This window comes from Paeniglutamicibacter kerguelensis, from assembly GCF_017876535.1.
GTDB lineage: Bacteria > Actinomycetota > Actinomycetes > Actinomycetales > Micrococcaceae > Paeniglutamicibacter > Paeniglutamicibacter kerguelensis.
This window is the reverse complement of sequence record NZ_JAGIOF010000001.1, coordinates 4,024,143-4,047,674: the sequence shown is the minus strand read 5'-3', so window position 1 is coordinate 4,047,674 and position 23,532 is coordinate 4,024,143. Positions and strand designations below refer to the sequence as shown.

Genomic DNA, 23,532 nt, shown 5'->3' with positions numbered 1-23,532 from the left:
GTCCAGTTCTTTAACAATGCTAAGTGAGAATGCCGCCCAGTTATTCCCAAGCGGTGGCGGGAGTGGTACAAGCGCCCAAAATGACTAGGCCCGGGAGCTTCTGAGGCGAACCCACCGGCGGCGGACCTTCAACAGCACGGCAAGCAGCGGAAGCGGCAGTCTGGTGCGGATCTTCCGGCGCAGCCCCACGTGCGATGCCATCGCCAACTGCGACGCGGAGGTGGCCAGCTGGCCGCTGCGCGCACGGTGCGCGTAATGTCCGAGGGTGGAGGCGAACTCGGGGCCGCGGCGGTGGAAATAGTTCTCGCGCAGCCACGCCCGGTTGGGGGAGGAAAACTGCAGGGCCTGGGCATCCTCGAGGGTGCCCAGCAGCCCAGACCCGCGGAAAACGGTGTTGATCATCTGCTCGTTGATGCCAAAGTCGGTGATCACCAGGACCGGCAGGCCCCGATCGATGGCCTCGAGGGCCGCGGTCGAGGAGACCGTCAACAGTGCGGCACCCGGAACCAGCACCGCATCCATCGAACCGGCCACGAAATCCACATGGCTGGCACCCACCGCACCGCGCGCAGCCAGGTCGTTCCACAGCGAGTCGAAGGGGAATGCCTCCGCGTGGGTTTGCGGTTCCCCGGCCCGGGCGCGCAGCTTGACCACGACGCGCACCTGCGGATTCAGCCGCACGACCTGGTCCAGGGCCAGCAGGATCGCCTCGCGCTCCTCGCGCTGCACGGGGACCTTGGCCTGGGCCGCGAACACCACCGAGGTGACGGCCTGGGCCTGCGGTTGCGGGAACCCGGCGGTGCGCAGGAACGGCAGCTTGGAGACCAGGATGGCGGGGGTGTGCTCGGATTCCCGCTCCGCCAATTGCTCGAATTCCCGCGACTCGGCGTGGGAGTGCACGATGAAGGCGTCGGAGGAGCGTCGGTACCGCCAACCGTTGGCGGTCGCCGGATAGGCAACACCCGGGAGCGCCGAGACGAGGGCGGCGGACCGCGGCTGGTTGCCCCTGGACCGCAGCAGCGTGGCAAAAAGCTCGCTGACCACCGGACCGGTGGCCGCGGCAAAGACAATGTCCTCCGTCAGGGACTCGAAACCGAGCGACGGGAGCGCCAGCACCTCGATGTCCTCGCCCGCGAAACCGGTGCCCAGCGTGGCCGCGTCGATTTGTTCCTCGGTGGGGCACAGCGGGGTCCTGACCAGCACCACCCGGCGGTCCCAGCCCGGGCCGAGTGCGGCCAGCGTGGTGCATGCCAATTTCAGGTAGGAATCGGAGTCGGCCACGGCGACGATGCTGGGCCGGAAATCAGGTGTGTTCATGAGGGGAGAAGCTCCAAGGATGAGGAAAGGTGTGCTCGCAGGGCGGGGGAGGCGGCGGGTTTCCACCAAGCGGCAGGCACGTCCTGGCCCACGACCCGGATGCCGCTGGCCCCGAGCAGCAGGCGCAGGGACGGCAGCGCGGTTGAGGGCAGGGCGCGGATGACCTGTCCGCGGCGCAGCGCGCGCAGCCGCATTTCAATGGGGATGGTGTGTTCGTGGACGACGATCCCGTCATGTGCCGCAAGCAGCGAGAGGAACTCCGCGGATTCGCGGCGGTGCGGGAAATAGGCAATGGGCCCGTCGAGGGTCAGCGCGTCCAGCCACCGGAAATACGGCTCGGCGTGGATGAGCCCGTCGGCGGCAAGCGCCGAGCCGACCACCACCGTCGGTTCGGCGATGTGCTCGGTGGCGGGTTGGGTGTTGAGCCATTCGAAGCTGTGGCTTTCCAGGTGCCCGCCGAGGGCCCGGAACTTCCGCGCAGTATCGGCGGGCACGGGCAGGCCCGTGAAAATCAGCAGCCGGCCGGCCCTTGCCAGGGCCCGCAGCCGAAACCAACTGGCCACGCCCAGGGCCCGGCGCGCGGTGCCGGGGGTCGAGCGCGGGCGCACGAGCGCGGTGGGCTCGTCGTTGACCAGCGCGGCAATGAGCCCGAGGGTCGCCAGTCCGTCGTCGATGATGATGACCTCGCGCACGGCAACATGCCCGAGCAGGGCCCGCTGCACGCGGCCCGAAAACGCGTCGCCGGTTGCCCAGCGTTGGGCACCCGTGGAACCGGGCGCCGGCGGCGCGGAGCCGGCGGGAGCGAATTCCACGCCCTCCGGAGCCTGGGCCATGAGCGTTTGCAGGGTGGCATCGAGCATCGTGGTGCCGCCGCGCGGGTGGATGCGGCTCGTCCGGCCCAGCAACCCCGCCCCGTGCGCCTCCACCGCGGAGAGCAGCTGCAGGGGCGATTCGACCCACACCTCGGCGTGGCCGAAGCGCGGCCTGGCCACCGACGCGGCGTCGAAATGGGTGTTCATCACGGTTCCGTCGGCCATTGGAGTCCCGCACGGTCCAGCTGCCGGCGCAGGAACGTTGCCGGGCGTTGCACGCTGCGCTTGGCCGCCCGCCTGAAGCCCTCGCGCAGGCGCTTGCCGGAAGGGCGGGCCGGCAGGGTGTTGGGAAGGTTGAGCCGGTGCAGCCGGCGCTGCTTGAAGTACCTGCCGCGTTCAACGGGGTGCGTCCGCAGGTAGGCCGCGCTGGCGTCGCGCAGGTGCGGAAGCCGATCGGGCTGCATCCCGTATGACACGGCGTCCACCAGCCCCTGGAGCGCCGCGGGCGACGTGGTTCCCCGCACAAACATGGCGTCCACCAGGGTCAACGGGATCCGGTTGCTGTTCTCGAACGGGGCCAGCTGCTGGAGCAGCGCTGAGGTGCCCACCGCACGGGCGGGGAAGCCAAAGAGCCTGGAGCAGGTCACCAAGGCCGTGGAAAACGCGCTGACGATGGCAACCGGCCGGATCTTCAGGGCCACCAGCTCGGCGCTCAGCGCGGATTCGCAGACCTCGAACTGCAACCCGAGCTCCCCGGCGGCACGGCCCAGCCGCAGGGCGGCGGTGGGAGATGCCGCGGGGTGGGGCTTGAAGACCACCAGGTCTGCATCCAGCGACTTGGCCTCGGCCAGCATCTGCTCGTGCAGGACGCGTTCACCGTCCTCGTCGATCAGGCCCAGGTTGTTCAGATACTGCCCCAGCACCAGCACGCAGCGGGAGGAGCCCCGGACCAGGGCGTCGATTTCGCCGCCGTCGAGGCCCCCGGCCAGGTCCTCGAACACGGAGGCCAGGTGCGTGGGGTCCATGGGCAGCAACCGGGGTTCGGCCTCGCTCAACAGCAACGGGACGAGCCCCGGGACAAGGTCCGGGTACACGATGCCCTCAAGGCGTTGGGTGATGGCCGGTTCGACGCGGTTGCGGGAGGGGCCGTAGGACATCAGCCCGTCGGAGTGGATGAACACCGTGGCGTCGTGGAAAATGCGGCAGAGGGCAATGGCCGGGTTGACCTGGATGGACTCCACCACCAGCTGCAGCGGTTCGGTGCCGAGGGACCAATGCGAGCGCAGCAGCGTTTCCCACATGCCCAGTTCCTCGGCGCGCGGGCCGAACTGGTGCGGACGGCGCGGCCACACCAGGGCCCCCAGGTCCACCACGGCATCGAACCGGGTGGCCAGCTCGGCAAACCCCGCGGATTCGGTGATGGGCGTGGTCAGCTCCGGCAATTGCGAGCCGTCGGCCAGCACCAGGATGCGCCGCCCGTCGGGCGCGGGCAGGGTTCCCGAGTCGATCATGGCCACCAGGGAAGCCACCTGGTAGGCGGTGGATGCAGCGACCAACTGGATCATGCGGAGCTCCGCATCGACGTGGTTTCCGGGGTGTGTGCGGTCGGCAGCAGGGGACGCAGCGCCGCGGCGCGCCGCTTGTCCATTGCCCTGAACGCCTTGGCGAGTTCCGCTGCCGGCAGCACGGCCAAGCCGTTGCGGATGAGCCGCTGGAGCTCCGCCCCGGTCTCGTGGGACATGCTGCCCCGCCGGGACAGGTGGTGCGCGCTGATGGCCAGGAACTGTCGGATCATCTTGGGCCAAAAGCGTTCCGCCTGCGCGTCGTCGCGCAATACGTCGAAGGCGAGCAGGTAGGCCGGGACAAAATCGAGTTGGCGGGCGTCGAAGATCTGCGTCAGCGAGGAGGCAATGCCGCGGCGGTACATGACCCCCGGGGCGTTGGTGACGGCATAGGAGTCGCAGTGCAGGTGCAGGCGCCAGATCCAGGCGCGGTCCTCGGCCGTGTGCAGGCCGTCGGGAAAGCGCAGCAGGCCGCGCTCGGCCACCCTGCGGTGGAACATTCCGGCCCACGCGTAGGGGTAGTCGACCATCGTCGACTCGGTGGCCGGAAGAATGGAGCCGCGCGGGTCCAAGGCGACGTTGCGCCGGGCCTGCGGCGCCCTGTGCAGCGTGCGGTTGCCGCCGGTGACACGAACGTGGTCGGTGCGCACGAAGTCGACGTCGAGCTTTTCCAGGCCGGCGCTGCAGGAGGCCAGGTGTCCGGGGGCCAGCCAGTCGTCGCCGTCCAGGAAGGCGAGGTGTAGGCCGGTGGAAGCGTCGAGCCCCTGGTTGCGGGCGGTGGCCAGCCCGCGCGGCGTTTCGTTGCGGATGATTTTCAGCCCCGGAAGCCGGTCGTGGAAGCGTGCGGCAAGATCGCCGGTTCCGTCGCTTGACCCGTCGTCGACCACCAGCACCTCGAGCCGGCGAAGGTCGTCGACCTGACGCTCCAGGCTGGCAAGGGCATCGCGGATGAACGGTGCCTGGTCTTTGGCCGGGATGATGACGCTGATGCGTTGCGCTGTGGGCGACATGGTGATGGCGGCGATCCTTGAAATCGAAAGGGCGGATTCGGGAATGCGGTGAAAAGGCACGGGGGCGGGCGCCAGGATCTGGCCGCCCGCCCCCGTGCAACGGGCCTTGCGGGGCCTAGGCGTCCACGCGGCGCAGGCGGGACAGCGGGGCCAGCTCGCCCGGGAAGACGCGCTTGACGCCGTCGCCCATGGCGGTTTCCAGGATGCGGATGTCGCGGATCAGCGACTCGAAGCCCTTGGGCTCCAGCGAGGAGGCCTGGTCCGAGCCCCACATGGTGCGGTCCAGGGTGATGTGGCGTTCGACGGTGACGGCGCCCAGGGCGACGGCAGCCAGCGAGATCTGCAAGCCGCGCTCGTGGCCCGAGTAGCCCACCGGCACCTGGTAGCGCTCCTGCAGGGTGTTGATGGTGCGCAGGTTCGCCTCTTCCGGGGGCAGCGGGTAGGTGGAGGTGGCGTGCATCAGCACCAGCTTGTCGGTGCCCAGGGTTTCCACGGCCGCGTCGATCTGTTCGATCGTGGACATGCCGGTGGAGAGGATGATCGGCTTGCCGGTCTCGGCCAGGGCGCGCAGCAGCTCCAGGTCGGTGACCGAGGCGGAGGCGACCTTGTGGGTCACCGCGCCCTGCTCCTCCATGAAGTGCACCGAGGGCACGTCCCACGGGGAAGCGAAGGCGTGCAGGCCCAGCGAGGCGGCGTAGCGGATCAGTTCCTTGTACTGGGCGGCGTCGAACTCGACCTTGTAGCGGTAGTCGAGGTAGGTCATGTCGCCCCACGGGGTGGAGCGGATCTTGTCGCGCATGTCCATCGGGGTGGAGATGTCCGGGGTGCGCTTCTGGAACTTCACGGCGTTGGCGCCGGAGGTGGCTGCCACGTCGATGAGCTGCTTGGCGATCTGCATGTCGCCGTTGTGGTTGATGCCGATCTCGCTGATCACGTAGACGGACTGGCCGGTGCCCAGCAGCTGGTTGCCGATGGCGACGGGTTCGGTTTCGAAGGTGGTGATGCTCATGGTTTTTTGCCTTTCGTGAGTTACCCGGACCGGTTCTTGTGTTTGGGTTAAGGTCACGGGGCGGTGGGATGGAAAATCTTGGGCTGGCGACGGGTCGCGTTCAGTTGGCCCAGGCCGGCACGGCGGTCAGCTGACCGGGTGCCGTGGGTAGGTTGGCTGCGGTGCGGCCGGCGAGGATGAGTTCCGCGGCTTCGCGCACGGCCCCGTGCCCGCCGGGAGTGGCGAGCCGGTGCCGGGCCGCGGCATGGACTTCTTCCCGGGCGTCGGCCACGGTCAGCGGCCAGCCGACCAGGTTCATGGGGTCGAGGTCGTTGACGTCATTGCCCAGGTAGGCGACGCGCTCCGGATCCAGGCCGCGCTCGGCCATCCAGCGCTTCAGCACCCGGGCTTTGTCGTTCACGCCCTGGGCCACGTCGATGCCGAGCTTTGTTGCTCGGGCCGTGACCACCGGGTTGGTTTCGGTGGAGAGGATCATGAGGTGGATGCCCGCCTTTTTCAGCAGGGAGATGCCCATGCCGTCTGCGCGGGAGATCCGCACGGATTCCGTGCCGTCCTGTCCCAGGTAGGCGGTGTCCGCGGTGTGGACGCCGTCGAAGTCGGTGACAAGTGCATCCACGTCAAGGCCAAGGGCCGGGGCGGATCGCGCCAGGCGCCATTGCGCCAGTTCCAGGTCGGCGATGGTGTCGATGTCGATTCCGTGTTCCTCCGGCACCCGTGCCAGGGCGAGCGAGCCGAAGAAACGATGCCCGGCCTCGAGGAAGCCCGCGGTGTCCATGACGTAGAAGGCGCCGGTTTCCCTGAAGCGCGGTTCGCGGTCCTGGCGGCGCGGTCGCCGTGCCACGTCGTGGCCAATGGCGTGTGCCGCTCCGGTTTCATCGCAGGCCCAATGGAACCCGTGGTCGGGAACCACCGAGAAGCTCACGTCCGCGGCGCCGCTGGCGACGGTGGTGATGGCTGCCTGCAAGTCGGCGGGGTCGATGACCGGGGAGGTGCATTGGATGAAGATGGTGATTTGGGGGAGTACGTCCAGAGTGCCCAGGGCGTGTAACAGCACCGATTCGCTGCTTGCTGTGTCACCGGCGATCTCTGCCGGGCGGTCGATGACTGTTGCACCGTGGGCCAGGGCCTCGGCCTTGATATCCGGGTGGTCCGTGCTGACCACGACGTCGATAACTGACGGCGTAGCAAACGCGGATTCAATGGCCCGGGCCAACAAGGTTTGGCCGCCGATCCTGCGCATGTTTTTTAGCGGGATTCCCTTGGATCCGCCCCGTGCGGGGATGATGACCAAGGTTTTCGCTTCACTGTTCGTGCTCACATCAAGGACGCTATCGGCGCAAAACAACGGCTGCCCGGCATTTAGGTGAACGGCAGGAGACAAGTGGGGAACGAAATGAAACAGGTGCCTTCAGGCCGGGGATTGCGCTGGTGGCATGGCAGGAGGATGACGTGTCGGGTGTTGCCGCCTGCGCGTGAAAGGGGGGGCCGGGGCCGTGCAGGCACTTGGCTTGCGTGGCCGGCGGAGCCGGCCGGGTACCTATGATGGATAGATCGAGTCATCCACCAAAGCAGGGAACATAGTGAGCGAAAATCCTCTGGCAGATCCGCTGGCACTGGAGAACCAGGTCTGCTTTGCTCTGTCCCTGGCCTCACGCAGCGTCATTGCCGCTTACAAGCCGGTGCTCGAGCCGCTGGGCCTGACGCACCCGCAATATTTGGTGATGCTGACGCTCTGGGAACACGAACCGCTGTCCATCAAGGAATTGAGCGGCCTGCTCCACCTGGATCCGGGCACCGTCTCTCCGTTGGTCAAGCGCATCGAGTCGCTGGGATATGTGCAGCGAAGCAGAAGCGCATCGGATGAACGAACGCTCGAAATCGTCCTGACCCAAAAAGGCAGGGACGCCCGCGAGGTTGCGCTGGAAGTCCCCAAGGAAATGATGCGGCGCCTTGACATGGATGCCCGCGAACTCGCGGGGCTTCACGCGAGCATGAAGAAGGTCATTGAAGCGGCGCTGCGCGCTCCGAACTAACCCGTGGTTCATTAGGCATGAATTGCCGCTTGCAATTAGTTGGTGTACCAATTATTGGACTACAGTTTAATTGTGACACCGGACTTCCCGGGGGTATTCAGCCAGTGCATGCCGGCTGATTCTTTACAGAAAAGACTGGAAAATCATGAGCGACAAGCGACTTCCCATCGTTGAAGACATCACCGGGCTTAGCCGGGGTTATCGCTTGCGGTGGCGCCTGCAATTTCTGGGATTCTCTATTTTTGGCCCGGCCGACCAGCTCCCGAGCCGGGATCCACGTGAGCGGCTGAAAATTGATCGTGCACGCAGGGTGCTTCGAGCCCACGAGGCCCAAGGGACCCCAGCGCCCGACGAAGTCATTGAGACGGCCAGAGTCAATACCGCGGAATAGACCTCATCCCGACGTTCGGGCCCGGCGCCATGCGCGGCCGGCCAGAACATACTTAACCGCGTTCCCGGTGCCCCGGGGGTTCCGCCGCCTTTGCCGCTTGGGGCAGGGGCGCACCGGTCCCAAGTACGCCGGTGGCATAACGTGCAAGTTGCGGGGCAAAAACCGGCTGTTTCACCCGTCCAGCGGGTGACATTGCTCATCCGGGAACGAAATTCTGCCCCTTATACCCGATTCTTGGGATCGAATCACGCATCGCGGCGACAATCGTTTAGGTTTCTCCCTGATTCCTCGCCTATGATTACTCTCGATTCCAGCACCACGAGCAAAGGTATGGCCATGGCCCAGGACTATGACGAAGTACGACCAGACGTAGCCGAGGCGTCCGAAAAGACCCTGCAGCAGGTCCAGAGCATGGATGCGCCAACTGCCAAGAGTGTGCAGTCAGACCTTGAAGAGGTCGACCACTCCGAAGGGCAGGAACTGCCCGGTGCCATCGTTCTCGATGAGCTCGTTGTTGAGGTTATCCCGCAGGCCGAGGACGAATTCACCTGTGGTTCATGCTTCTTGGTACGCCACCGCAGCCAGATTGCTGCCGAAAAGGACGGCGTGAAATTCTGCCGCGAATGCGAAGGCTAATTTTCTAAGTTTCAATATCCCCCGGGCACCAGGCACTGGCCGGAAACGGCCGGCCTTCATCGGCGGGGTGATTCAAAGGGTCGGCACCTCAAGGTGCCGGCCCTTTGGCGTATGCGGAAACAGGCCGGGCGCCTGGTTCCAATCCGGGTCTCCAAAGCCTTTGGGCAGGGGCCCGTTGGTGGCAGACTTGCGGCATAAGGAGGGCGACCCCCCCAGGGTGCACGCAAGCCTTTGCACCCATGGCCGTTCAGGGGATGCCCGGAGTCGCAGGCCGGAACCACAAGGAGCGCATCATGCCCGCAAAAGATGTTCTGAGTACCGAACAGATCCATGCAAACCTGCTCCAATTGCCGTTGTGGCGATATGGGCTCGGGGCGCTGCGCACCGCCTTGAAATGCGAGTCCTCGGCAGCGGCGCTGTCGTTGTTTGCCGCGATCGGAGAGCTGGCCCAGGACGCTAACCACCACCCCGACGTTGACTGGAGATACGACACTCTCTTTGTCACGCTCACGTCGCACGATGCCGGCGGAAAAGTGACTGCCCGGGATGCCGCGCTGGCGCGGTCGATCTCCAGCCAAGCCGCGGCATTCGGTGCCGTTGTGCGCCCGGAACTCCTGCGTACCTTGGAGATCGCCATCGACACGGACGACGCGGAAGGAATTTCAGGGACCTGGAAAACCGCGTTGGGTTACAAGGCACGGAAGGACGGAAGCCTGGCGGATCCGTTCGGGCGCGGCCCGACGCTGTGGTTCCAAGAAACGGAGACACCGAACGCGAATCGAATCCACCTCGACGTCATGATCCCCTTTGTCGAAAGCGCATCCGTTCTGGAGGCCCTGAGCGCGGATGGCGTGGCGCTCGACTATGAGCATGCGCCGATGTGGGTGCTCGTTGCCGACGCCCAGGGAAACCGGCTTTGCATCTCCACGGAGGCAGGGCGGGACCTGGGATAACGGAAGGAACAGGAACAAACCGAGGTTGCGCAGCCGCGCAAGTGGTTCTGCGGGACGGCGCGGGTTCGGTCATAATCACGGATTCCACGATCGGGGAGACGGGATGCTTCCACCTGCCCGGAGGGCAATTCAAAGCCGCCCGCACCAGCCCGTGCCGCAGAGAATCGGCAGGTCAACGTTTTGAAAGGTCCCAATCACGATCGCTCGACACCATCTGCGGACTGCGCCCTCGGGAAACCCGGAATGCGACAAACGACGCACGGGGCTTGCCTGCAGACTGTCATATAGGGCACAAAGGTCTGGAAACGGTCGCGGCCCGGAGCCTACAATCACTGTGTCGGAAATGCGAGCCAGTGAGGTAATGGTTCGAGGGGGAACCAGATCCCACTCCTTTCCGTCGGAGGAATCGTTGCCGCTCGAACCGGAACCATTCGCCGGTCCATGCCTTGCCTTCTACACACCCGGGAACCACCATGCAGCGCACCATGTTCAAGTCAAAGATCCACCGTGCAACCGTCACCCACGCCGACCTGCACTACGTCGGATCCGTCACCGTCGATTCGGATCTCCTGGACGCGGCAAATATCCTTCCCGGCGAACTGGTTTCCATCGTCGATGTCACCAACGGCGCCCGGCTGGAAACCTACACGATTGCCGGGGAACGGGGTTCGGGGGTCATCGGAATCAACGGGGCGGCCGCCCACCTGGTCAACGTGGGAGACCTTGTCATCCTCATTACCTACGCGGCCATGGAGGATGCCGAGGCCCGTGCCTTTGAGCCGGCGGTGGTGCACGTGGATGCGCGCAACCGCATGGTATTGCTGGGGTCAGAACCTGCCGAGGCGGTTGTCGATGGCATGTACACCCCGCCCTTTGCGCTCTTCGCCGCCGCCGAATAGCGGGCCGGCCACGCAAAACGTGGCCAACGACGCGCGATTACCAGTCGCTGCGAAGCTTTGGTTCACGGCATGATGGTTCCATGGACAACTCCGCATCACAGCCCTGGGTCAAGAACTACCAGCCGGGAGTCCCGGCCGAGATCGAGCTGCCGACCGAATCGCTGAGCGCAATGTTTGAGCGTTCAGTGGCCCAGGCGGGGGACAGTCCTGCCACCGAGTTCTTCGGCCGCCGCACCGGCTACCGTGAGCTCGGCGAGCAAGTGGATCGTGCGGCCGAGGGGCTGCGCAGGCTCGGCGTGAAGGCGGGGGACAGGGTCGCGCTGATCCTGCCGAACTGCCCGCAACACGTCGTCGCGTTCTATGCGGTGCTTCGCCTGGGCGCCGTGGTCGTCGAGCACAACCCGCTCTATACCTCGCGCGAACTGCGCCACCAGTTCGAGGACCACCAAACACGCGTTGTCATCGCCTGGGACAAGGCGGCGGCAGCCGTGCGCGAGTTCCCCAAGGACGTGCAGCTCGACCATGTGGTCTCGGTGAACCTGCTTGATGCCTTCCCGACCCTCAAGCGCCTGGCACTGAACCTGCCGGTGAAAAAGCTGCGTGAGACCAAGGGATCGCTGACGGCACCCGCCCCGGGCACCATGTCCTGGAATGACCTGCTGAAGTCCGAACGCCTCGACCCGGCACACCCGCGCCCGGACGTGATGGACCTTGCGGTCATCCAGTACACCTCCGGAACCACCGGAGCGCCAAAGGGCGCCATGCTGACGCACTACAACCTGTACGCCAACGCGCTGCAGGGCGAAGCCTGGATGGCAGGGGCCAAGGAACGCGAGGAAATCCTGTACGCGATCCTTCCGATGTTCCACGCCTTCGGCATGACGCTGTACCTGACCTTCGGTGTCAAGAAACAGGGCCTGTTGGTGCTCTTCCCGAAGTTCGACCCGGACTTGATCCTGGCGGCGATGAAGAAATCCCCGGCCACCGTGTACTGCGCGGTGCCGCCGATCTACGAGCGCACCGCCATGGCCGCAAAGGAAAAGGGCGTCTCGCTACGCTCGGCCAAGTACTGCATTTCCGGTGCCATGAACCTGCCCGACCATGTGGTCCAACTCTGGGAATCCGTTTCCGGCGGACTGCTGGTGGAGGGCTATGGCATGACCGAATCCTCCCCGGTTGCCCTCGGCAACCCGTTCCACCCGACCCGCCGCGCCGGGACCATCGGCGTGCCGTTCCCCTCGACGCTGATGAAGGTCGTGGACCTGGACGATCCGGAGCACGAGGTGGAACAGGGCGAACCCGGAGAGCTGCTGCTCAAGGGCCCGCAGGTGTTCCAGGGATATTGGAACAACCCGGAGGAAACCGCCAAGGCCCTGACCAAGGACGGCTGGTTGCGCACGGGAGACGTGGTGACCGTCGACGCCGACGGATTCACCAAGATCGTTGACCGGGCCAAGGAATTGATCATCACCGGCGGTTTCAACGTTGCCCCGACCGAGGTCGAATCGGTGCTGCGCCTGCATCCGGCCGTCAAGGATGTGGCGGTGTTCGGGAAGCCGCTCGAACGCGGCGGGGAAATGGTGGTTGCGGCCGTCGAACTGGAATCGGGCGCAGAACTCGACGAGGAAGCCCTGCGCGAGCACTGCCGCGGCCAGCTGGCTGGGTACAAGGTTCCCAAGCGGATAGTGGCGATCGATGACCTGCCGCGCTCGATGCTCGGCAAGATCCTGCGCAAGCAGGTCCGCGAACAGGTGGCCCCGGGGCTCTGAGGGTCGTGCTTGCACCAGTGAATTCAAGGCGACGGTGCGAAAATACGGCGCAATTCTCACGTCGTGAGAAAGCGTGCGTAGCGGCTGTTTCGTGTGGCTAGGGTAGCCCTTCGATTTCTTTACACCGGTACGACAATCGACCTCGAGCGGGGGCCAGACGACCAGCACAAAAGTTCAAATCGACCGCATCGTCGCGCTCTCGGACGCATGGCAGGAGGGTGCTCAGCAGATGAATGATCAGAAGCGTCTGGAGTTCGCTAATGATCCGATTAACTTGCTGGCCGTTGACGGTCCAACCAATGTGTCGAAGCGCGATGGAGACGCCGCGACTTGGCTACCGCCCAATAAGTTTTCCGTTGCGACTATGCCGCCCGGCAAACCGCCGTCAAGGCCAAATACGGGCTCTGGATGACCAATGCTGAACATGATGCAATCCAACGCATCCTCACAAACCAGTGCCCGGACAAACAAGTCGCCACCATCGACGACTGAAGAATATGGGTTCCCGCGGATCCGGGAGGGGCAGTGATGATGCCGAATGGCACTGGTTCCTTAAATCGGCAAATCAAGCGGGACATATGAGTTAAATAACGCTACTGGCAAAACCCAATATGTAGAACAAAGTTCAAGCAGGTAGCCATCCAGATGGTGCGTCGATTTGGCGATTGGATACCGAGACTTAGAGACAATTAGCTGGATACCTATCCTCGGACTTCAGGCGACACTTCGGCAAATCTCAAAGCTTTCACAGCCTTTGCCCATAGACTGAACTGGAGTGAAAGGCCGCATTTTTGGACCCTGCGCTGTCGTTGTTCAGTAAACATGTCTTGGGGGAAGGCGTTTCCAAGGCTCGAGCAATTCGCTGTTATTCCAGCGGCCGATAAAATAGGAGCCTTCGCAAGCGTGTTTTTGAAAACTTTCGGCGGGTCGTTCATCGTCACGATCGTCGGGCTGGGCCTTGCGCAAATCTACAGCGGTCCAACGGCAGTCGTCCTTTCCTTGATCCTCGGCATTGCTTTGTGCAGCTCCATTATTTGGAACAAGCGTGTTGCCATCGATGAGCTCACCAACGAGCTCGCCACCATCAAATAACCAGAAACGAGGAACTCCAATGGCATTGAGCCTTCAGAAAGGTCAGTCCCTGAGCCTGACCAAAAGTACTGGCGCGGCACTCACCAAGGTCCGGTTGGGCTTGGGCTGGGACGCGGCGACGCCTACCAAGCGAGGCTTTTTCGGTGGAGTGAAGACAGTCACGGTTGATCTCGATGCATCAGCAATCTTCTTCGATGCAAATGGCAAGTCCCTCGACGCCGTCTACTTCGGCCAGTTGAAGAGCAACGACCGGTCCACACAGCACATGGGTGACAACCTGACTGGCGCAGGTGACGGCGACGATGAAGTCATCACCGTGGATCTATCAGCTGTCTCACCTTCTGTTGCCCAAATTGTTTTTGTCATCAGCAGCTACAGTGGCCAAACGTTTGATCAGGTTGCCAATGCCTTCACCCGCATCCTCGATGACTCAACCGCAAACAGCCCTGAAGTTGCTCGCTTCCAGCTGACCGACGCGGGTAACCATACTGCGATGGTTATGGCGAAGGTATCCCGAGCGAATGGTGGCTGGGTCTTCCAGGCCGTCGGTGAACGAGCCATGGGCAAAACCGTGGCAGACCTGATCCCGGCAGCTGCCAAGGCGCTCTAGGAAAGGCGACATGGCTTCTCTAACACTAAGCAAAGGCAGTAACCTTTCGCTGTCCAAGGCCGACCCTAGCCTTACCCGAGCCATGATCGGGCTTGGTTGGGATCCTAGGACTACCACGGGCGCCGCGTTCGACCTTGACGCTACGGCACTCATTGTTGGCGCCAACGGCAAGGTCCGGTCCCAAGACGACTTCATTTTCTACAATCAGTTGTCGGCAAAAGATGGATCAGTAGTCCATCAAGGAGACAACCGAACCGGGCTCGGTGACGGCGATGACGAACAGATTTTGATCGACCTGAGCCTGGTCGCAGCCGAAGTTAGTCGGATTGTGATTGCCGTTTCCATCGACCAAGCCGATGCCCGAGGTCAAAACTTCGGCCAAGTTCGTGACGCCTACTGTCGTGTACTAAATCAGGACACGGACGAGGAAATTGTCCGCTTTGACCTGAGCGAGGACGCGGCCTCGGAAACGGCCATGATCTTCAGCGAGGTCTACCGACACAACGGAGAATGGAAGTTCCGCGCGGTGGGCCAAGGCTACGCTTCGGGCCTGCACGGAATTGTAACGGACTTCGGTATTTCCTTGGAGTAATCCACAGGAGCGAACCAACCAATACCTTGAATTTTTCCTGATGCGGGAATGCCTCAAGGTGCAACCAATTACGAAGGATTTATCATGGCAGGACTAACCCTAACCAAAGGCAGCAACCTCTCGCTCACCAAGACCGATCCGGGCCTCAAGGAGGCCATTATTGGACTTGGCTGGGATCCACGAACCACCACCGGGGAAGCATTCGACCTGGACGCCTCAGCGCTCCTGCTCGGCGCGGACGGCAAGGTACGCTCGTCGGCTGATTTCATCTTCTACAACCAGCCGTCGGCGGTGGACGGATCGGTAACCCACCGTGGCGACAACCGCACCGGCGATGGCGGTGGGGACGACGAGCACATCGTGGTCGACCTCTCTGCGGTTTCCTCGGATGTTGAACGAGTGATTTTCGTGGTTTCCATCGATCAGGCCGATGAACGTCGTCAGAACTTCGGCCAAGTTCGAGGGGCCTACTGCCGGGTTGTTAATGCTGTTTCGGAGAAGGAGATCGTCCGCTTCGATTTGAGCGAGGACGCGGCCCCGGAAACAGCCATGCTTTTCAGCGAACTTTACCGCCACAACGGCGAGTGGAAGTTCCGGGCAATCGGCCAGGGGTACGCCACTGGTTTGATGGGCATCGCCACGGACTTCGGCGTACAACTGGGCTAGTACGCACTACCTATGACAGACAGCTGCGCCGGCCAGGATCTCCTGTCCGGCGCAGCTTACCTCCCCAAATCTTGACGGAAGAAGGACACTATGACTGCTCCCCTGACACCTCCGGACATGTCCGGTTCCGCACTAATGCTGCAAGCCCCGGAAGCTCCTGCAGTGGTCCAACCGGATGAGGCCCCCGGCATGGTCCCGGTCCCTGACGAACGTCGAGACGAAATCAACCGTCAGGCGACGGATTTCATAGCCGATGTTGCGATGCTTGACTCCCGAAGCCCCGACTTCGCCCAGCGCGTGGATGGTATTTCCAAACTGGGTCGCGACGAAATGCTGGCATCCGGCGGTTTCTCGAGCCGCATGTTGGAGCGCTCCAGCACATCATTGGCTGGTGCCAAGAAGGCGGGCAACGGGGCTCAGGCCTCAGTCGCTGCCACACTGGGCGACTTGAGGTCTACCGTCGAGGATTTGGCCCCGACCAACGCCGACCTCAGTGTGGGTCGTAAGATCTTGGGGTTCATTCCGGGCGGCAACAAGTTGGCAAAGTACTTCCAACGCTACGAAAGTGCCCAGACGCAGCTTGACGCCATCATCAAATCACTCATGGCCGGCCAGGACGCGCTCCTGAAGGACAACGCGGCACTCGCCAACGAAAAGGTCCAGCTCTGGGACAACATGCAGAAGCTGAGCGAGTATGCCGTTTTCGCCAAGGCAATTGACGGCGCCTGCGTAGCCAAGATCGACGAAGCGCGAATGCTTGGCCAGGACGACACCGTGCTCAAACTGGATTCCGACGTGCTCTTCCCGATCCGCCAGCGTCACCAGGACATCCTGACCCAGCTGGCTGTTTCTGTTCAGGGCTACATGGCAATGGACCTCATCCGCAAGAACAATCTTGAACTTATCAAGGGTGTTGATCGGGCACGGAGCACCACCATTGCTGCGTTGCGCACCGCCGTTATTGTTGCCGAGGCACTAGCCAACCAAAAGATGGTTCTCGACCAGATCGACGCGATAAACACGACCACCAACAACATGATCCTCAAGACCAGTGAAATGTTGAAGGACCAGACCACGCGCATTCATCAGCAGGCATCGAATTCCGGTGTGAGTGTTGAGACTCTTCAGCGAGCTTTTGACAACGTATTCCAGACCATGGACGCAATCGACACCTTCAGGTCCCAGGCTGCCAAGAGCATGGAAGGAACCGTAAGTGCTCTTGAGACCAGCTTGGAAAAGGCAAAGCCTTATCTCGAGCGTGTTCGTCAGTCCGACGGATCCTAGCACCGGCCAAATTTCAAAATGATGGTATCCCGTTTTTTCGGTTCCCTGTTCAGTGGTCCTTCCCGGGACTCCGAACAGGGAACCGACTCCGAACCACTGTCAGACAATGAGCGCATAGCGGTCTCCTTGAGTGAACTTCAAGGAACCGTGAGGCTTGCTGGTCGCGATCTTCCGACAAGCATCTCTTCACAGCTCCGGCAAATTGAAGACATTCTTGAACCGCTGCCAAAATACATGTCAGAGCACGGGGCCTCAACCGAACAGCAGGTATTGCTGGAAGCCATTATTGGCGACTACATTGCTACTCCGCTGAAGAAGTATCTTGCGGCAAGCGAGCAAGACAGGCTGGAGGGTTCCTCCGCAACCGCACTCTTTAGTGAGCAGTTGGTTCTGCTCTTCTCGACTGCCCAAGACCTAAACCTCCAAATCAGAAGTGGAGCGATCACCGAATTGGCCACCTACGCGCGATTCCTAAACGACAAATTTGAACCGTCGATGCTATCTGGAGGGTCGCTCTAATGGGAACAATGGTGGCGGGAGCGAACGCTTCCTTGACCGCAGAAAACCCTGATTTGAATAGACTGGTCGTTGGCCTTGGCTGGTCGGTGGTGGCGAGCAAGGGGCCACAGGCGGAACCCGTCGCTGCCGCAATTCTTTGTGCGCGTGACGGCAGCGCACTATCGAATGAACATATGGTGTTTTTCAATCAGCTCGCTTCGCCCGAAGGCTCGGTTGGATATTCAACCGAGGACTCGGGCGCGTTCTTGGGCGAGGAAGACCAAGAACAGATTGACGTTGATTTACCGGGCGTCCCGGAGGACGTGGCGAAGATTTGTTTCGTTGTCTATATCGACCCCGAGCTACGAGGTCCGGGCACATTCTCTACGGTTCGCGACGCGTACATCCGCGTTGCCAATACGGACAACTTCGAGCTCCTTAGATTTGATGTCCCTACCAGTGCGGCCACGAACATCAACGCGATGGTGTTTGGAGAGCTATATCGGCATGCCAGTGGATGGAAATTCAGGGCCATTGGGCAGGGCTATTCGACGGGTCTGCGCGGGGTCGCCGCTGATTTCCGGGTAGCGCTGTAGCCGATGCAGTCGAACAAGCCTTCCGACCGAGTCGAGTTCCCATTCTTGCGTCGTCGCGTTAAGCCGGTGGCAGCCGGGACCAACTCTGGCACCGCTGCCCGACTGAGCGAATCGCCCCCACTCGATTTAAGTCGGCCCGCCGGGCGTGCCTCCTCGGCACCGGTACTGCCGGTTGCTGAGCGAGCTGCGTCTTCCGCTCCGCTCGATTTGAGTCGTCCTGCCGGGCGTGCCTCTGCAGCGCCAATATCGCCGGTTGCCGAGCGGGTCGGGTCTTCCGCCTCGCTCGATTTGAGTCGTCCCGCGGGGCGGGCTTCCTCGGCGCCAACGTCGCAGGGCGATGCCCGATCCGCGTCTTCCTCCCCACTTGACCTTTCAGGCGGGGCAAGCAGGCTTCCAAATGCGTCCCCACCATTTGCCGGCGCGCATCAGTCTCTCGGCTCCAAAAAACCCGCCGAACCACGGTCGCGGTCGGCAGCACATGATGCCGAGAAAGCCGTTGAAAAACGATTGTTCCCCGCGCCAGCTGCATTGAACCAGCATGAATTAAATTCGGCGGGCCCCATGATCCGGTTGGACGGTCGACAATCCGCGATCGGTAGCCTGCGGATCAGTGGAGCAAGCGACCTGGTCTGGGAATCCGCGAAGTTCATCACTGGTGCTTCCTCTGCGGATGGAGGTACCTCAGGGTGCACGATACCGACTCCTGGAAACCGTCCCTTGGTTTCGTTTCACGATGACGGCGCGGCAATTGCACTTCGTCATGTTCGGCTGCTGCGACGGGCACTCGTTGTCAGCGGCGATGATTCCCCACTGGCATTGAAACTCTATGGGGGAGTTTCGATTGTGGTTCGTCCCGAGCCTGGTCATCGCACTACACTGCTGATTTCGCGCGTCGGTTCGATGCTGGAGTTGCGATCAGACCCGGCTCGGATCGGAAGCAGCATCGAATCAATTTGGGAGTCGTTCGGTTTCCTCATGTCTATTTCCCACCCAGCAACCGATTAGTGATTTTCCAAAAACATGCGCCATTTTAGCTTTCTGCCTGATTCCGTTCTGGCGGAGATTTTTCATCGAGTTCCAGAAACGATGGGTCCGTCCTCCGACCCCGAATTGCTGGCAGTTGCGCTGGGAGCTACCCTTTACAGTCCTGGAACACGAACAACGTTGGCTGACGATGTGCTCAAAGCCGGGTCGCGGGGATGTTTTAGCCAAGTGCTTTGCCTGGAAGATTCGATTCCAGATAAAGAGCTGGACATGGCCGAAGAGAATGTCTTGGATGCATTGAGAACGTTGAATGCAACCCATGGTCATCAGCCCGATTCGGAATTGCCCATGCTCTTTGTTCGAGTCCGGAACCCTGCCCAGATGGTGAGCCTTGCCCGCAGGGGAGGCGATGCATTGAATGTACTCACCGGATTCACACTGCCAAAATTCGAAAATGACACGGGACTAGGCCAGCGCTATTTCGATTCCCTTGCCGAGATCCACCGGTTTAGGGAAGCAGATGATGCAACGAAGAGTGCCGCGCGATTCAAGCTCATGCCGATTTTGGAGTCCCCAAGCATCATCCATGTGGAGACGCGCACGCAGACGCTGACTCGCGTCGTGGAAGTGATCAAGAAACACCGTGAAGACGTCTTGGCAGTGCGAATCGGTGCCACCGACTTTTCCAGTGTCTTCGGGCTTAGGCGGCCGCGAGAACTGACGATCTACGACGTCCAAGTGGTGGCCTCCGTCATCTCTGACATCGTCAATGTGCTCGGGCGTCCCGAGGACGGCTTGATAATTACCGGGCCGGTCTGGGAACACTTCACTCACGATGTTTCAACTGGCAGCGGTCACCATTCGGGCAACCTTGCGTCGCTGAGCCGTGAGATTCGGCTGGATCATGCAAATGGGCTTCTCGGCAAGACCGTCATCCACCCTACCCACGTGCCACTGGTCAACGCGCTATCCGTTGTCAGCCATGAGGAATTCATGGATGCGAGCGACATCGTCAACGCGGATCACGACGGCGCCATGGCTTCTAGCTACAGCAACAAAATGAATGAGATCAAGCCACATCGTGCTTGGGCGGAGAGAACACTATTGCGCGCAGCTGCATTCGGCGTCGCCGCCCCGGGAACGACATTTATCGACCTACTAGAAGCGAGTCCCCGTTGACCGAGCCAATGAACGAAAACGCGAGGGGAGCCGTGACCGCCCACTGGAAAGGGGCGTATGTCAGCGACGCGCTCGGGGTGGGAATTGCGACCGACGTCGAGTCAAGCCTTTTTGACTTGCGTGACCTCACGGGGCTTGCCCTCCGCAGGAACCCAAAGCGTGCTCATCTATTGGTCTCCAGCGTTCTCGGGAAGCATCAACCAAGCGACCCGAGTCTTGTCATAGCCGCGGGAGAACTGCTCGGGTCAATCGTTGCCGGCGCGCTGGACGGTACATCCGAACAGCGGGATTGCGGTCACCGGGAGGTTGCCGCTCTGCTGTCGGCGGCGTTGCGCCACGATCAATCCAATCGTTCGACCCAGGAAATGAACGAGTACTTCGGGTTGCTTGACGGGGCCCGTGCATTGTTGGAGCCGTTGAAGACACTGCACCCCGAGGTCGTGTCGATCGGCTACGCAGAAACCGCCACCGGTTTGGGGCGGCTTGTTGCAGGGAGCATCGGCTCCTACTACATCCACTCGACAAGGCATGTAGGAGATGGCACGGATTCGTATCGTTCCTTCGAGGAGGAACACTCGCACGCCACGTCGCATCGGATGCTTCCACATACCCCGGATGTCCTGGCAAGCGCCTCCACGATCGTTTTGGTTGACGACGAGCTCAGCACCGGGGCCACGGTCATCAACACAATCAGGGCGTTGCATTCGGCTGCGCCCCAGGCCAATTTTGTGGTTGCCTCGCTGATCGATGTCCGCGGTCCTGCGGACCGGCAACGGTTCACCGAGCTCGCGGAGGACCTGGGGACGAACATCGTTTCGGTGGCGCTGGGCTGTGGATCGGTTCTGCTTCCCGACGATGTGCTTGCGAAGGCTGCGACGCACCTGCGGGAACTCATGGCCGGGGAGCCGACAGTGGAAAACGCGCTCAGCGATTTCGAGTCCCATGCCCCGGGCAGCATTGATGTCCTGCCATGCATGTACCCGGGAATGTTCCATGACAGGTACGGAAGCCCGGCGTCTGCGACTTCCAACCCCCTGGAAGGCCTGCGGTCCGTTGCGAAGTCGGTGCTGGACGTCCTGCCTCAGGAAGCCCACGGGAAGGAAATTCTGGTGCTGGGCACCGAGGAGTTCCTCCACGTGCCCCTGATGCTCTCTGACGAGCTGAGCAAGGTGGTGCCCGCCGGGACGCGGGTTCTTTTCTCATCCACCACGCGCTCACCCATCGTCCCGCTGGATCGCGGCGATTACGCGATCAACAGCGTGTTGAACTTCTCCAGCCACGACGACACCATGGACGGTCCTGGGCCGCGCCACGCATACAACATTGCCGGTGCCCGCCGGTTTGCGGCAATCATTGTCGCGCCGGAGCCCGGTACCCCACACCATGCGATGGCCGGGCCGGGTGGACTGCTGGAAGCCCTGGCGAGCGCGTCGGATCACGTGCTGGTTGTTGCCGCCGAGCGAGGCCAATCCGCGAAGGGCAGCCCGGGACGAAAGGCTTTTCCGAAGCCGCTAAGCGGCCCGGACTTCGGTTCTTACGGGGAAAATGAAGTCGCCTGGTTGTTGAAGGACCTTAGCGGCCTGACGCTGGAAGCCCCGACCGCCGATCGTGAACAGGCAGTCCAGTCCGGGGCCGCCCACTACTCCGAGTCGCTTCCGGAGGAATACGTACCTTCGCAGGATTACCTCGAGCTCTTCGACGAGGCACTCGAACGGTCCTCCGCCAAGGTGGCAACGGCCATTGGCGTGGTGTCCGAGCTGGCCCTGACGCGCCGCGGAGGCAAGCCCGTGCTTGTTTCACTCGCTCGTGCCGGAACCCCGGTCGGGATACTCATGCGTCGATGGCTGAAGACTTTTCACGACATCGATGTTCCGCACTATGCGGTGAGCATCGTGCGTGGGCGCGGCATCGACACCGTGGCAATGGAATACCTTGCCGACAAATACGGTCCGGAACGAATACTCTTTGTCGACGGATGGACAGGGAAGGGAGCGATCTCTCGCGAACTGAAATTGTCGCTCGAGAAGCTTCAGGAAACCCATGGCCTCACGTTTGATCCGGAGCTTGCCGTGTTGGCCGACCCCGGACATTGCACCACTCTTTTCGGCACCCGCGAGGACTACCTGATTCCCTCCGCGTGCCTGAATTCCACGGTTTCGGGGCTCGTTTCCCGAACGGTGCTCAACGGTGACTACATCGGCCCGGAGGATTTCCACGGTGCGAAGTTCTATTCGCAGTTGGCTGGCGCCGACCAGTCCGCACGATTCCTCGATGCAGTGACGGCGGATTTCTCCGCCGTCCGCCAGGAAGCGCAGAAGGGCGCCAGCGGACTGGCCAACAAGGAATCGACTGCAACGTGGGAGGGCTGGTCCGCCGTGCAGCGGATAGGGGATGCCTACGGGATATCCAATCCAAACCTGATCAAGCCCGGGGTGGGGGAGACGACCAGGGTTCTGCTGCGGCGGATGCCCTGGAAGGTCCTTGTCCGTCCTGAAGCCGTATCCGATCTCGGGCACATACTGCTGCTGGCCCAGCAGCGAAATGTTGAGGTGGTCGAAGTTCCCGGCCTTGAATACAGCTGTGTTGGTCTGATCAAGGCATCGGAGGTCGACGCATGAGCCTTCTTTACAGTGGCGCGTCGCCCGATTCGGCCGGACTCGCGGGTCCGCTTTCACCCTCGACCGAATTACCGGTCGCCCGGGCGCTGTTCTGCAGCGATCTTGACCGGACCCTGATCTATTCGGCGGCGGCGCTGATGCTCGATGGCGCGGACCATGACGCCCCGTCCCTCCAGGTTGCGGAAATCCTCGAGGGCCGCCCACAGTCCTATCTGACCAATGCGGCCAGCGGTCTGTTGACCCAGATCGCCGAGGCCGGCGCGTTTGTGCCAGTCACCACCCGAACGGTCGCGCAGTATCGAAGGATCCGATTCCACGGTCCAAGACCGAAGTACGCCGTAACCACCAACGGCGCCCAAATCCTGGTTGACGGGGTCCCGGACCAAGAATGGTCCGACTCGCTGGGGCATCGTGTCGCCAATGAAAGTGCGCCACTGGAGGAAATTTCCGCATATGTATTATTGCCCATCCACTCGGAGTGGATGCTGAGGCTGCGGGATGCCGAGGGGCTATTCCTCTACGCCATGGTCGAGCGAGAAAATCTGCCCGCTGAAACCCTGACTTACTTGACAGCATGGTGTGCCAGCAGGAATTGGACGGTCTCGCTTCAAGGCAGAAAGCTGTATTTCATTCCGAGCCTGATCGGCAAGGAATTTGCGGTTGCCGAGGTGGCTCGGAGAATGGGCGGCCCGCGCGTAGTGGCGGCCGGCGATTCATTGCTGGACAAGAATTTCCTGGGCACGGCATTTGCCGCGATCAGACCCTCGCATGGGGAATTGGAAGAATCGGGGTTCGAGGCCAAGGGGCTTACGGTCACGAAGAAGCGCGGCGTGTTGGCCGGCGAAGAGATAGTCCGGGCGGCCCACGGAATGGTCTTTGGCGACTCCTGAAGCCATTGGGGTGACAACGCCCACTGCGGCATCGTGGAACTTCGGGCGTGCTTGATCGACACCGGACCGAGCAGCATGCATACCGCAGTGCAATCGCGGGACGAGGCCGGCGACTGAGTCCTGCGCGGTGTG

At 62.1% G+C, this 23,532-nt stretch carries 23 protein-coding genes; 17 read left to right on the top strand and 6 right to left on the bottom strand.

What is annotated here, in order from left to right:
- Positions 1-84: 84 nt before the first annotated feature.
- The 6 genes from JOF47_RS18415 to JOF47_RS18390 form a co-directional block, all read right to left on the bottom strand.
- Positions 85-1,317, bottom strand: a complete 1,233-nt coding sequence (locus JOF47_RS18415; protein WP_210001099.1) for a DUF6716 putative glycosyltransferase — start codon at positions 1,315-1,317, stop codon at positions 85-87.
- Positions 1,314-2,336: a hypothetical protein gene (locus JOF47_RS18410; RefSeq protein ID WP_210001098.1), complete on the bottom strand. Its 1,023-nt coding sequence runs from the start codon at positions 2,334-2,336 to the stop codon at positions 1,314-1,316. Before JOF47_RS18410 ends, JOF47_RS18415 begins: the two co-directional genes overlap by 4 nt.
- Positions 2,336-3,694, bottom strand: a complete 1,359-nt coding sequence (locus JOF47_RS18405; RefSeq protein ID WP_210001097.1) for a polysialyltransferase family glycosyltransferase — start codon at positions 3,692-3,694, stop codon at positions 2,336-2,338. Before JOF47_RS18405 ends, JOF47_RS18410 begins: the two co-directional genes overlap by 1 nt.
- Positions 3,691-4,701: a glycosyltransferase family 2 protein gene (locus JOF47_RS18400; RefSeq protein WP_210001096.1), complete on the bottom strand. Its 1,011-nt coding sequence runs from the start codon at positions 4,699-4,701 to the stop codon at positions 3,691-3,693. Before JOF47_RS18400 ends, JOF47_RS18405 begins: the two co-directional genes overlap by 4 nt.
- A gap of 115 nt (positions 4,702-4,816) precedes the next feature.
- The gene (locus JOF47_RS18395) at positions 4,817-5,710 is read right to left on the bottom strand and encodes an N-acetylneuraminate synthase family protein (protein ID WP_210001095.1); all 894 of its coding nucleotides are present in this window, start codon (positions 5,708-5,710) and stop codon (positions 4,817-4,819) included.
- A 100-nt stretch (positions 5,711-5,810) separates the two neighbouring features.
- Positions 5,811-7,028, bottom strand: a complete 1,218-nt coding sequence (locus tag JOF47_RS18390; RefSeq protein ID WP_210001093.1) for a cytidylyltransferase domain-containing protein — start codon at positions 7,026-7,028, stop codon at positions 5,811-5,813.
- Positions 7,029-7,290: 262 nt separating this feature from the next.
- Here JOF47_RS18390 and JOF47_RS18385 point away from each other — a divergent pair, with 262 nt between their 5' ends.
- The 17 genes from JOF47_RS18385 (at position 7,291) to JOF47_RS18305 (ending at position 23,400) form a co-directional block, all read left to right on the top strand.
- Positions 7,291-7,743, top strand: coding sequence for a MarR family winged helix-turn-helix transcriptional regulator (locus JOF47_RS18385; RefSeq protein ID WP_210001091.1), 453 nt, complete (start codon positions 7,291-7,293; stop codon positions 7,741-7,743).
- A gap of 145 nt (positions 7,744-7,888) precedes the next feature.
- Complete coding sequence (locus JOF47_RS18380; RefSeq protein ID WP_210001089.1) at positions 7,889-8,134, top strand: hypothetical protein; 246 nt, start codon at positions 7,889-7,891, stop codon at positions 8,132-8,134.
- A 336-nt stretch (positions 8,135-8,470) separates the two neighbouring features.
- Positions 8,471-8,770, top strand: a complete 300-nt coding sequence (locus tag JOF47_RS18375) for a DUF4193 family protein (RefSeq protein WP_210001087.1) — start codon at positions 8,471-8,473, stop codon at positions 8,768-8,770.
- Between the two features lie 293 nt (positions 8,771-9,063).
- A complete protein-coding gene (locus JOF47_RS18370) occupies positions 9,064-9,723 on the top strand; it encodes a 4a-hydroxytetrahydrobiopterin dehydratase (RefSeq protein WP_210001086.1) in 660 nt (219 codons plus the stop codon).
- A gap of 473 nt (positions 9,724-10,196) precedes the next feature.
- Entirely contained in the window at positions 10,197-10,622 is a 426-nt protein-coding gene (gene panD / locus JOF47_RS18365; RefSeq protein ID WP_210001085.1) for an aspartate 1-decarboxylase, read from the top strand.
- An 80-nt stretch (positions 10,623-10,702) separates the two neighbouring features.
- Positions 10,703-12,391, top strand: coding sequence for a long-chain-fatty-acid--CoA ligase (locus JOF47_RS18360; protein WP_210001084.1), 1,689 nt, complete (start codon positions 10,703-10,705; stop codon positions 12,389-12,391).
- Positions 12,392-12,569: 178 nt separating this feature from the next.
- Positions 12,570-12,803, top strand: a complete 234-nt coding sequence (locus JOF47_RS18355) for an HNH endonuclease family protein (RefSeq protein WP_342592865.1) — start codon at positions 12,570-12,572, stop codon at positions 12,801-12,803.
- A gap of 491 nt (positions 12,804-13,294) precedes the next feature.
- Positions 13,295-13,483 (top strand): hypothetical protein, encoded by a 189-nt coding sequence (locus JOF47_RS18350; RefSeq protein ID WP_210001083.1) that lies wholly within the window; start codon positions 13,295-13,297, stop codon positions 13,481-13,483.
- Between the two features lie 19 nt (positions 13,484-13,502).
- A complete protein-coding gene (locus JOF47_RS18345) occupies positions 13,503-14,093 on the top strand; it encodes a TerD family protein (protein WP_210001082.1) in 591 nt (196 codons plus the stop codon).
- 10 nt (positions 14,094-14,103) lie between these two features.
- Positions 14,104-14,685 (top strand): TerD family protein, encoded by a 582-nt coding sequence (locus JOF47_RS18340; protein WP_210001081.1) that lies wholly within the window; start codon positions 14,104-14,106, stop codon positions 14,683-14,685.
- Positions 14,686-14,769: 84 nt separating this feature from the next.
- Positions 14,770-15,351 (top strand): TerD family protein, encoded by a 582-nt coding sequence (locus JOF47_RS18335; protein WP_210001080.1) that lies wholly within the window; start codon positions 14,770-14,772, stop codon positions 15,349-15,351.
- A gap of 90 nt (positions 15,352-15,441) precedes the next feature.
- Entirely contained in the window at positions 15,442-16,635 is a 1,194-nt protein-coding gene (locus JOF47_RS18330; RefSeq protein WP_210001079.1) for a toxic anion resistance protein, read from the top strand.
- 147 nt (positions 16,636-16,782) lie between these two features.
- Positions 16,783-17,154: a hypothetical protein gene (locus tag JOF47_RS18325; protein WP_210001078.1), complete on the top strand. Its 372-nt coding sequence runs from the start codon at positions 16,783-16,785 to the stop codon at positions 17,152-17,154.
- A complete protein-coding gene (locus JOF47_RS18320) occupies positions 17,154-17,729 on the top strand; it encodes a TerD family protein (protein ID WP_210001076.1) in 576 nt (191 codons plus the stop codon). Before JOF47_RS18325 ends, JOF47_RS18320 begins: the two co-directional genes overlap by 1 nt.
- 1,020 nt (positions 17,730-18,749) lie before the next feature.
- Complete coding sequence (locus JOF47_RS18315; protein WP_210001073.1) at positions 18,750-19,892, top strand: HpcH/HpaI aldolase/citrate lyase family protein; 1,143 nt, start codon at positions 18,750-18,752, stop codon at positions 19,890-19,892.
- 8 nt (positions 19,893-19,900) lie between these two features.
- Positions 19,901-22,510: a phosphoribosyltransferase domain-containing protein gene (locus JOF47_RS18310; protein WP_210001071.1), complete on the top strand. Its 2,610-nt coding sequence runs from the start codon at positions 19,901-19,903 to the stop codon at positions 22,508-22,510.
- Positions 22,507-23,400, top strand: a complete 894-nt coding sequence (locus JOF47_RS18305; protein WP_245356421.1) for an HAD family hydrolase — start codon at positions 22,507-22,509, stop codon at positions 23,398-23,400. Before JOF47_RS18310 ends, JOF47_RS18305 begins: the two co-directional genes overlap by 4 nt.
- Positions 23,401-23,532 lie beyond the last annotated feature (132 nt).

Excerpts from the sequence above, each read along its gene's own strand:
- JOF47_RS18345 (WP_210001082.1), top strand. The coding sequence starts at position 13,503 with ATGGCATTGAGCCTTCAGAAAGGTCAGTCCCTGAGCCTGACCAAAAGT.
- JOF47_RS18370 (WP_210001086.1), top strand. The coding sequence starts at position 9,064 with ATGCCCGCAAAAGATGTTCTGAGTACCGAACAGATCCATGCAAACCTG.
- JOF47_RS18315 (WP_210001073.1), top strand. The coding sequence starts at position 18,750 with ATGCGCCATTTTAGCTTTCTGCCTGATTCCGTTCTGGCGGAGATTTTT.
- JOF47_RS18320 (WP_210001076.1), top strand. The coding sequence starts at position 17,154 with ATGGGAACAATGGTGGCGGGAGCGAACGCTTCCTTGACCGCAGAAAAC.
- panD (WP_210001085.1), top strand. The coding sequence starts at position 10,197 with ATGCAGCGCACCATGTTCAAGTCAAAGATCCACCGTGCAACCGTCACC.
- JOF47_RS18405 (WP_210001097.1), bottom strand. The coding sequence starts at position 3,694 with ATGATCCAGTTGGTCGCTGCATCCACCGCCTACCAGGTGGCTTCCCTG.
- JOF47_RS18340 (WP_210001081.1), top strand. The coding sequence starts at position 14,104 with ATGGCTTCTCTAACACTAAGCAAAGGCAGTAACCTTTCGCTGTCCAAG.
- JOF47_RS18400 (WP_210001096.1), bottom strand. The coding sequence starts at position 4,701 with ATGTCGCCCACAGCGCAACGCATCAGCGTCATCATCCCGGCCAAAGAC.
- JOF47_RS18380 (WP_210001089.1), top strand. The coding sequence starts at position 7,889 with ATGAGCGACAAGCGACTTCCCATCGTTGAAGACATCACCGGGCTTAGC.
- JOF47_RS18305 (WP_245356421.1), top strand. The coding sequence starts at position 22,507 with ATGAGCCTTCTTTACAGTGGCGCGTCGCCCGATTCGGCCGGACTCGCG.
- JOF47_RS18335 (WP_210001080.1), top strand. The coding sequence starts at position 14,770 with ATGGCAGGACTAACCCTAACCAAAGGCAGCAACCTCTCGCTCACCAAG.
- JOF47_RS18375 (WP_210001087.1), top strand. The coding sequence starts at position 8,471 with ATGGCCCAGGACTATGACGAAGTACGACCAGACGTAGCCGAGGCGTCC.
- JOF47_RS18330 (WP_210001079.1), top strand. The coding sequence starts at position 15,442 with ATGACTGCTCCCCTGACACCTCCGGACATGTCCGGTTCCGCACTAATG.
- JOF47_RS18415 (WP_210001099.1), bottom strand. The coding sequence starts at position 1,317 with ATGAACACACCTGATTTCCGGCCCAGCATCGTCGCCGTGGCCGACTCC.
- JOF47_RS18410 (WP_210001098.1), bottom strand. The coding sequence starts at position 2,336 with ATGAACACCCATTTCGACGCCGCGTCGGTGGCCAGGCCGCGCTTCGGC.
- JOF47_RS18395 (WP_210001095.1), bottom strand. The coding sequence starts at position 5,710 with ATGAGCATCACCACCTTCGAAACCGAACCCGTCGCCATCGGCAACCAG.
- JOF47_RS18310 (WP_210001071.1), top strand. The coding sequence starts at position 19,901 with ATGAACGAAAACGCGAGGGGAGCCGTGACCGCCCACTGGAAAGGGGCG.
- JOF47_RS18360 (WP_210001084.1), top strand. The coding sequence starts at position 10,703 with ATGGACAACTCCGCATCACAGCCCTGGGTCAAGAACTACCAGCCGGGA.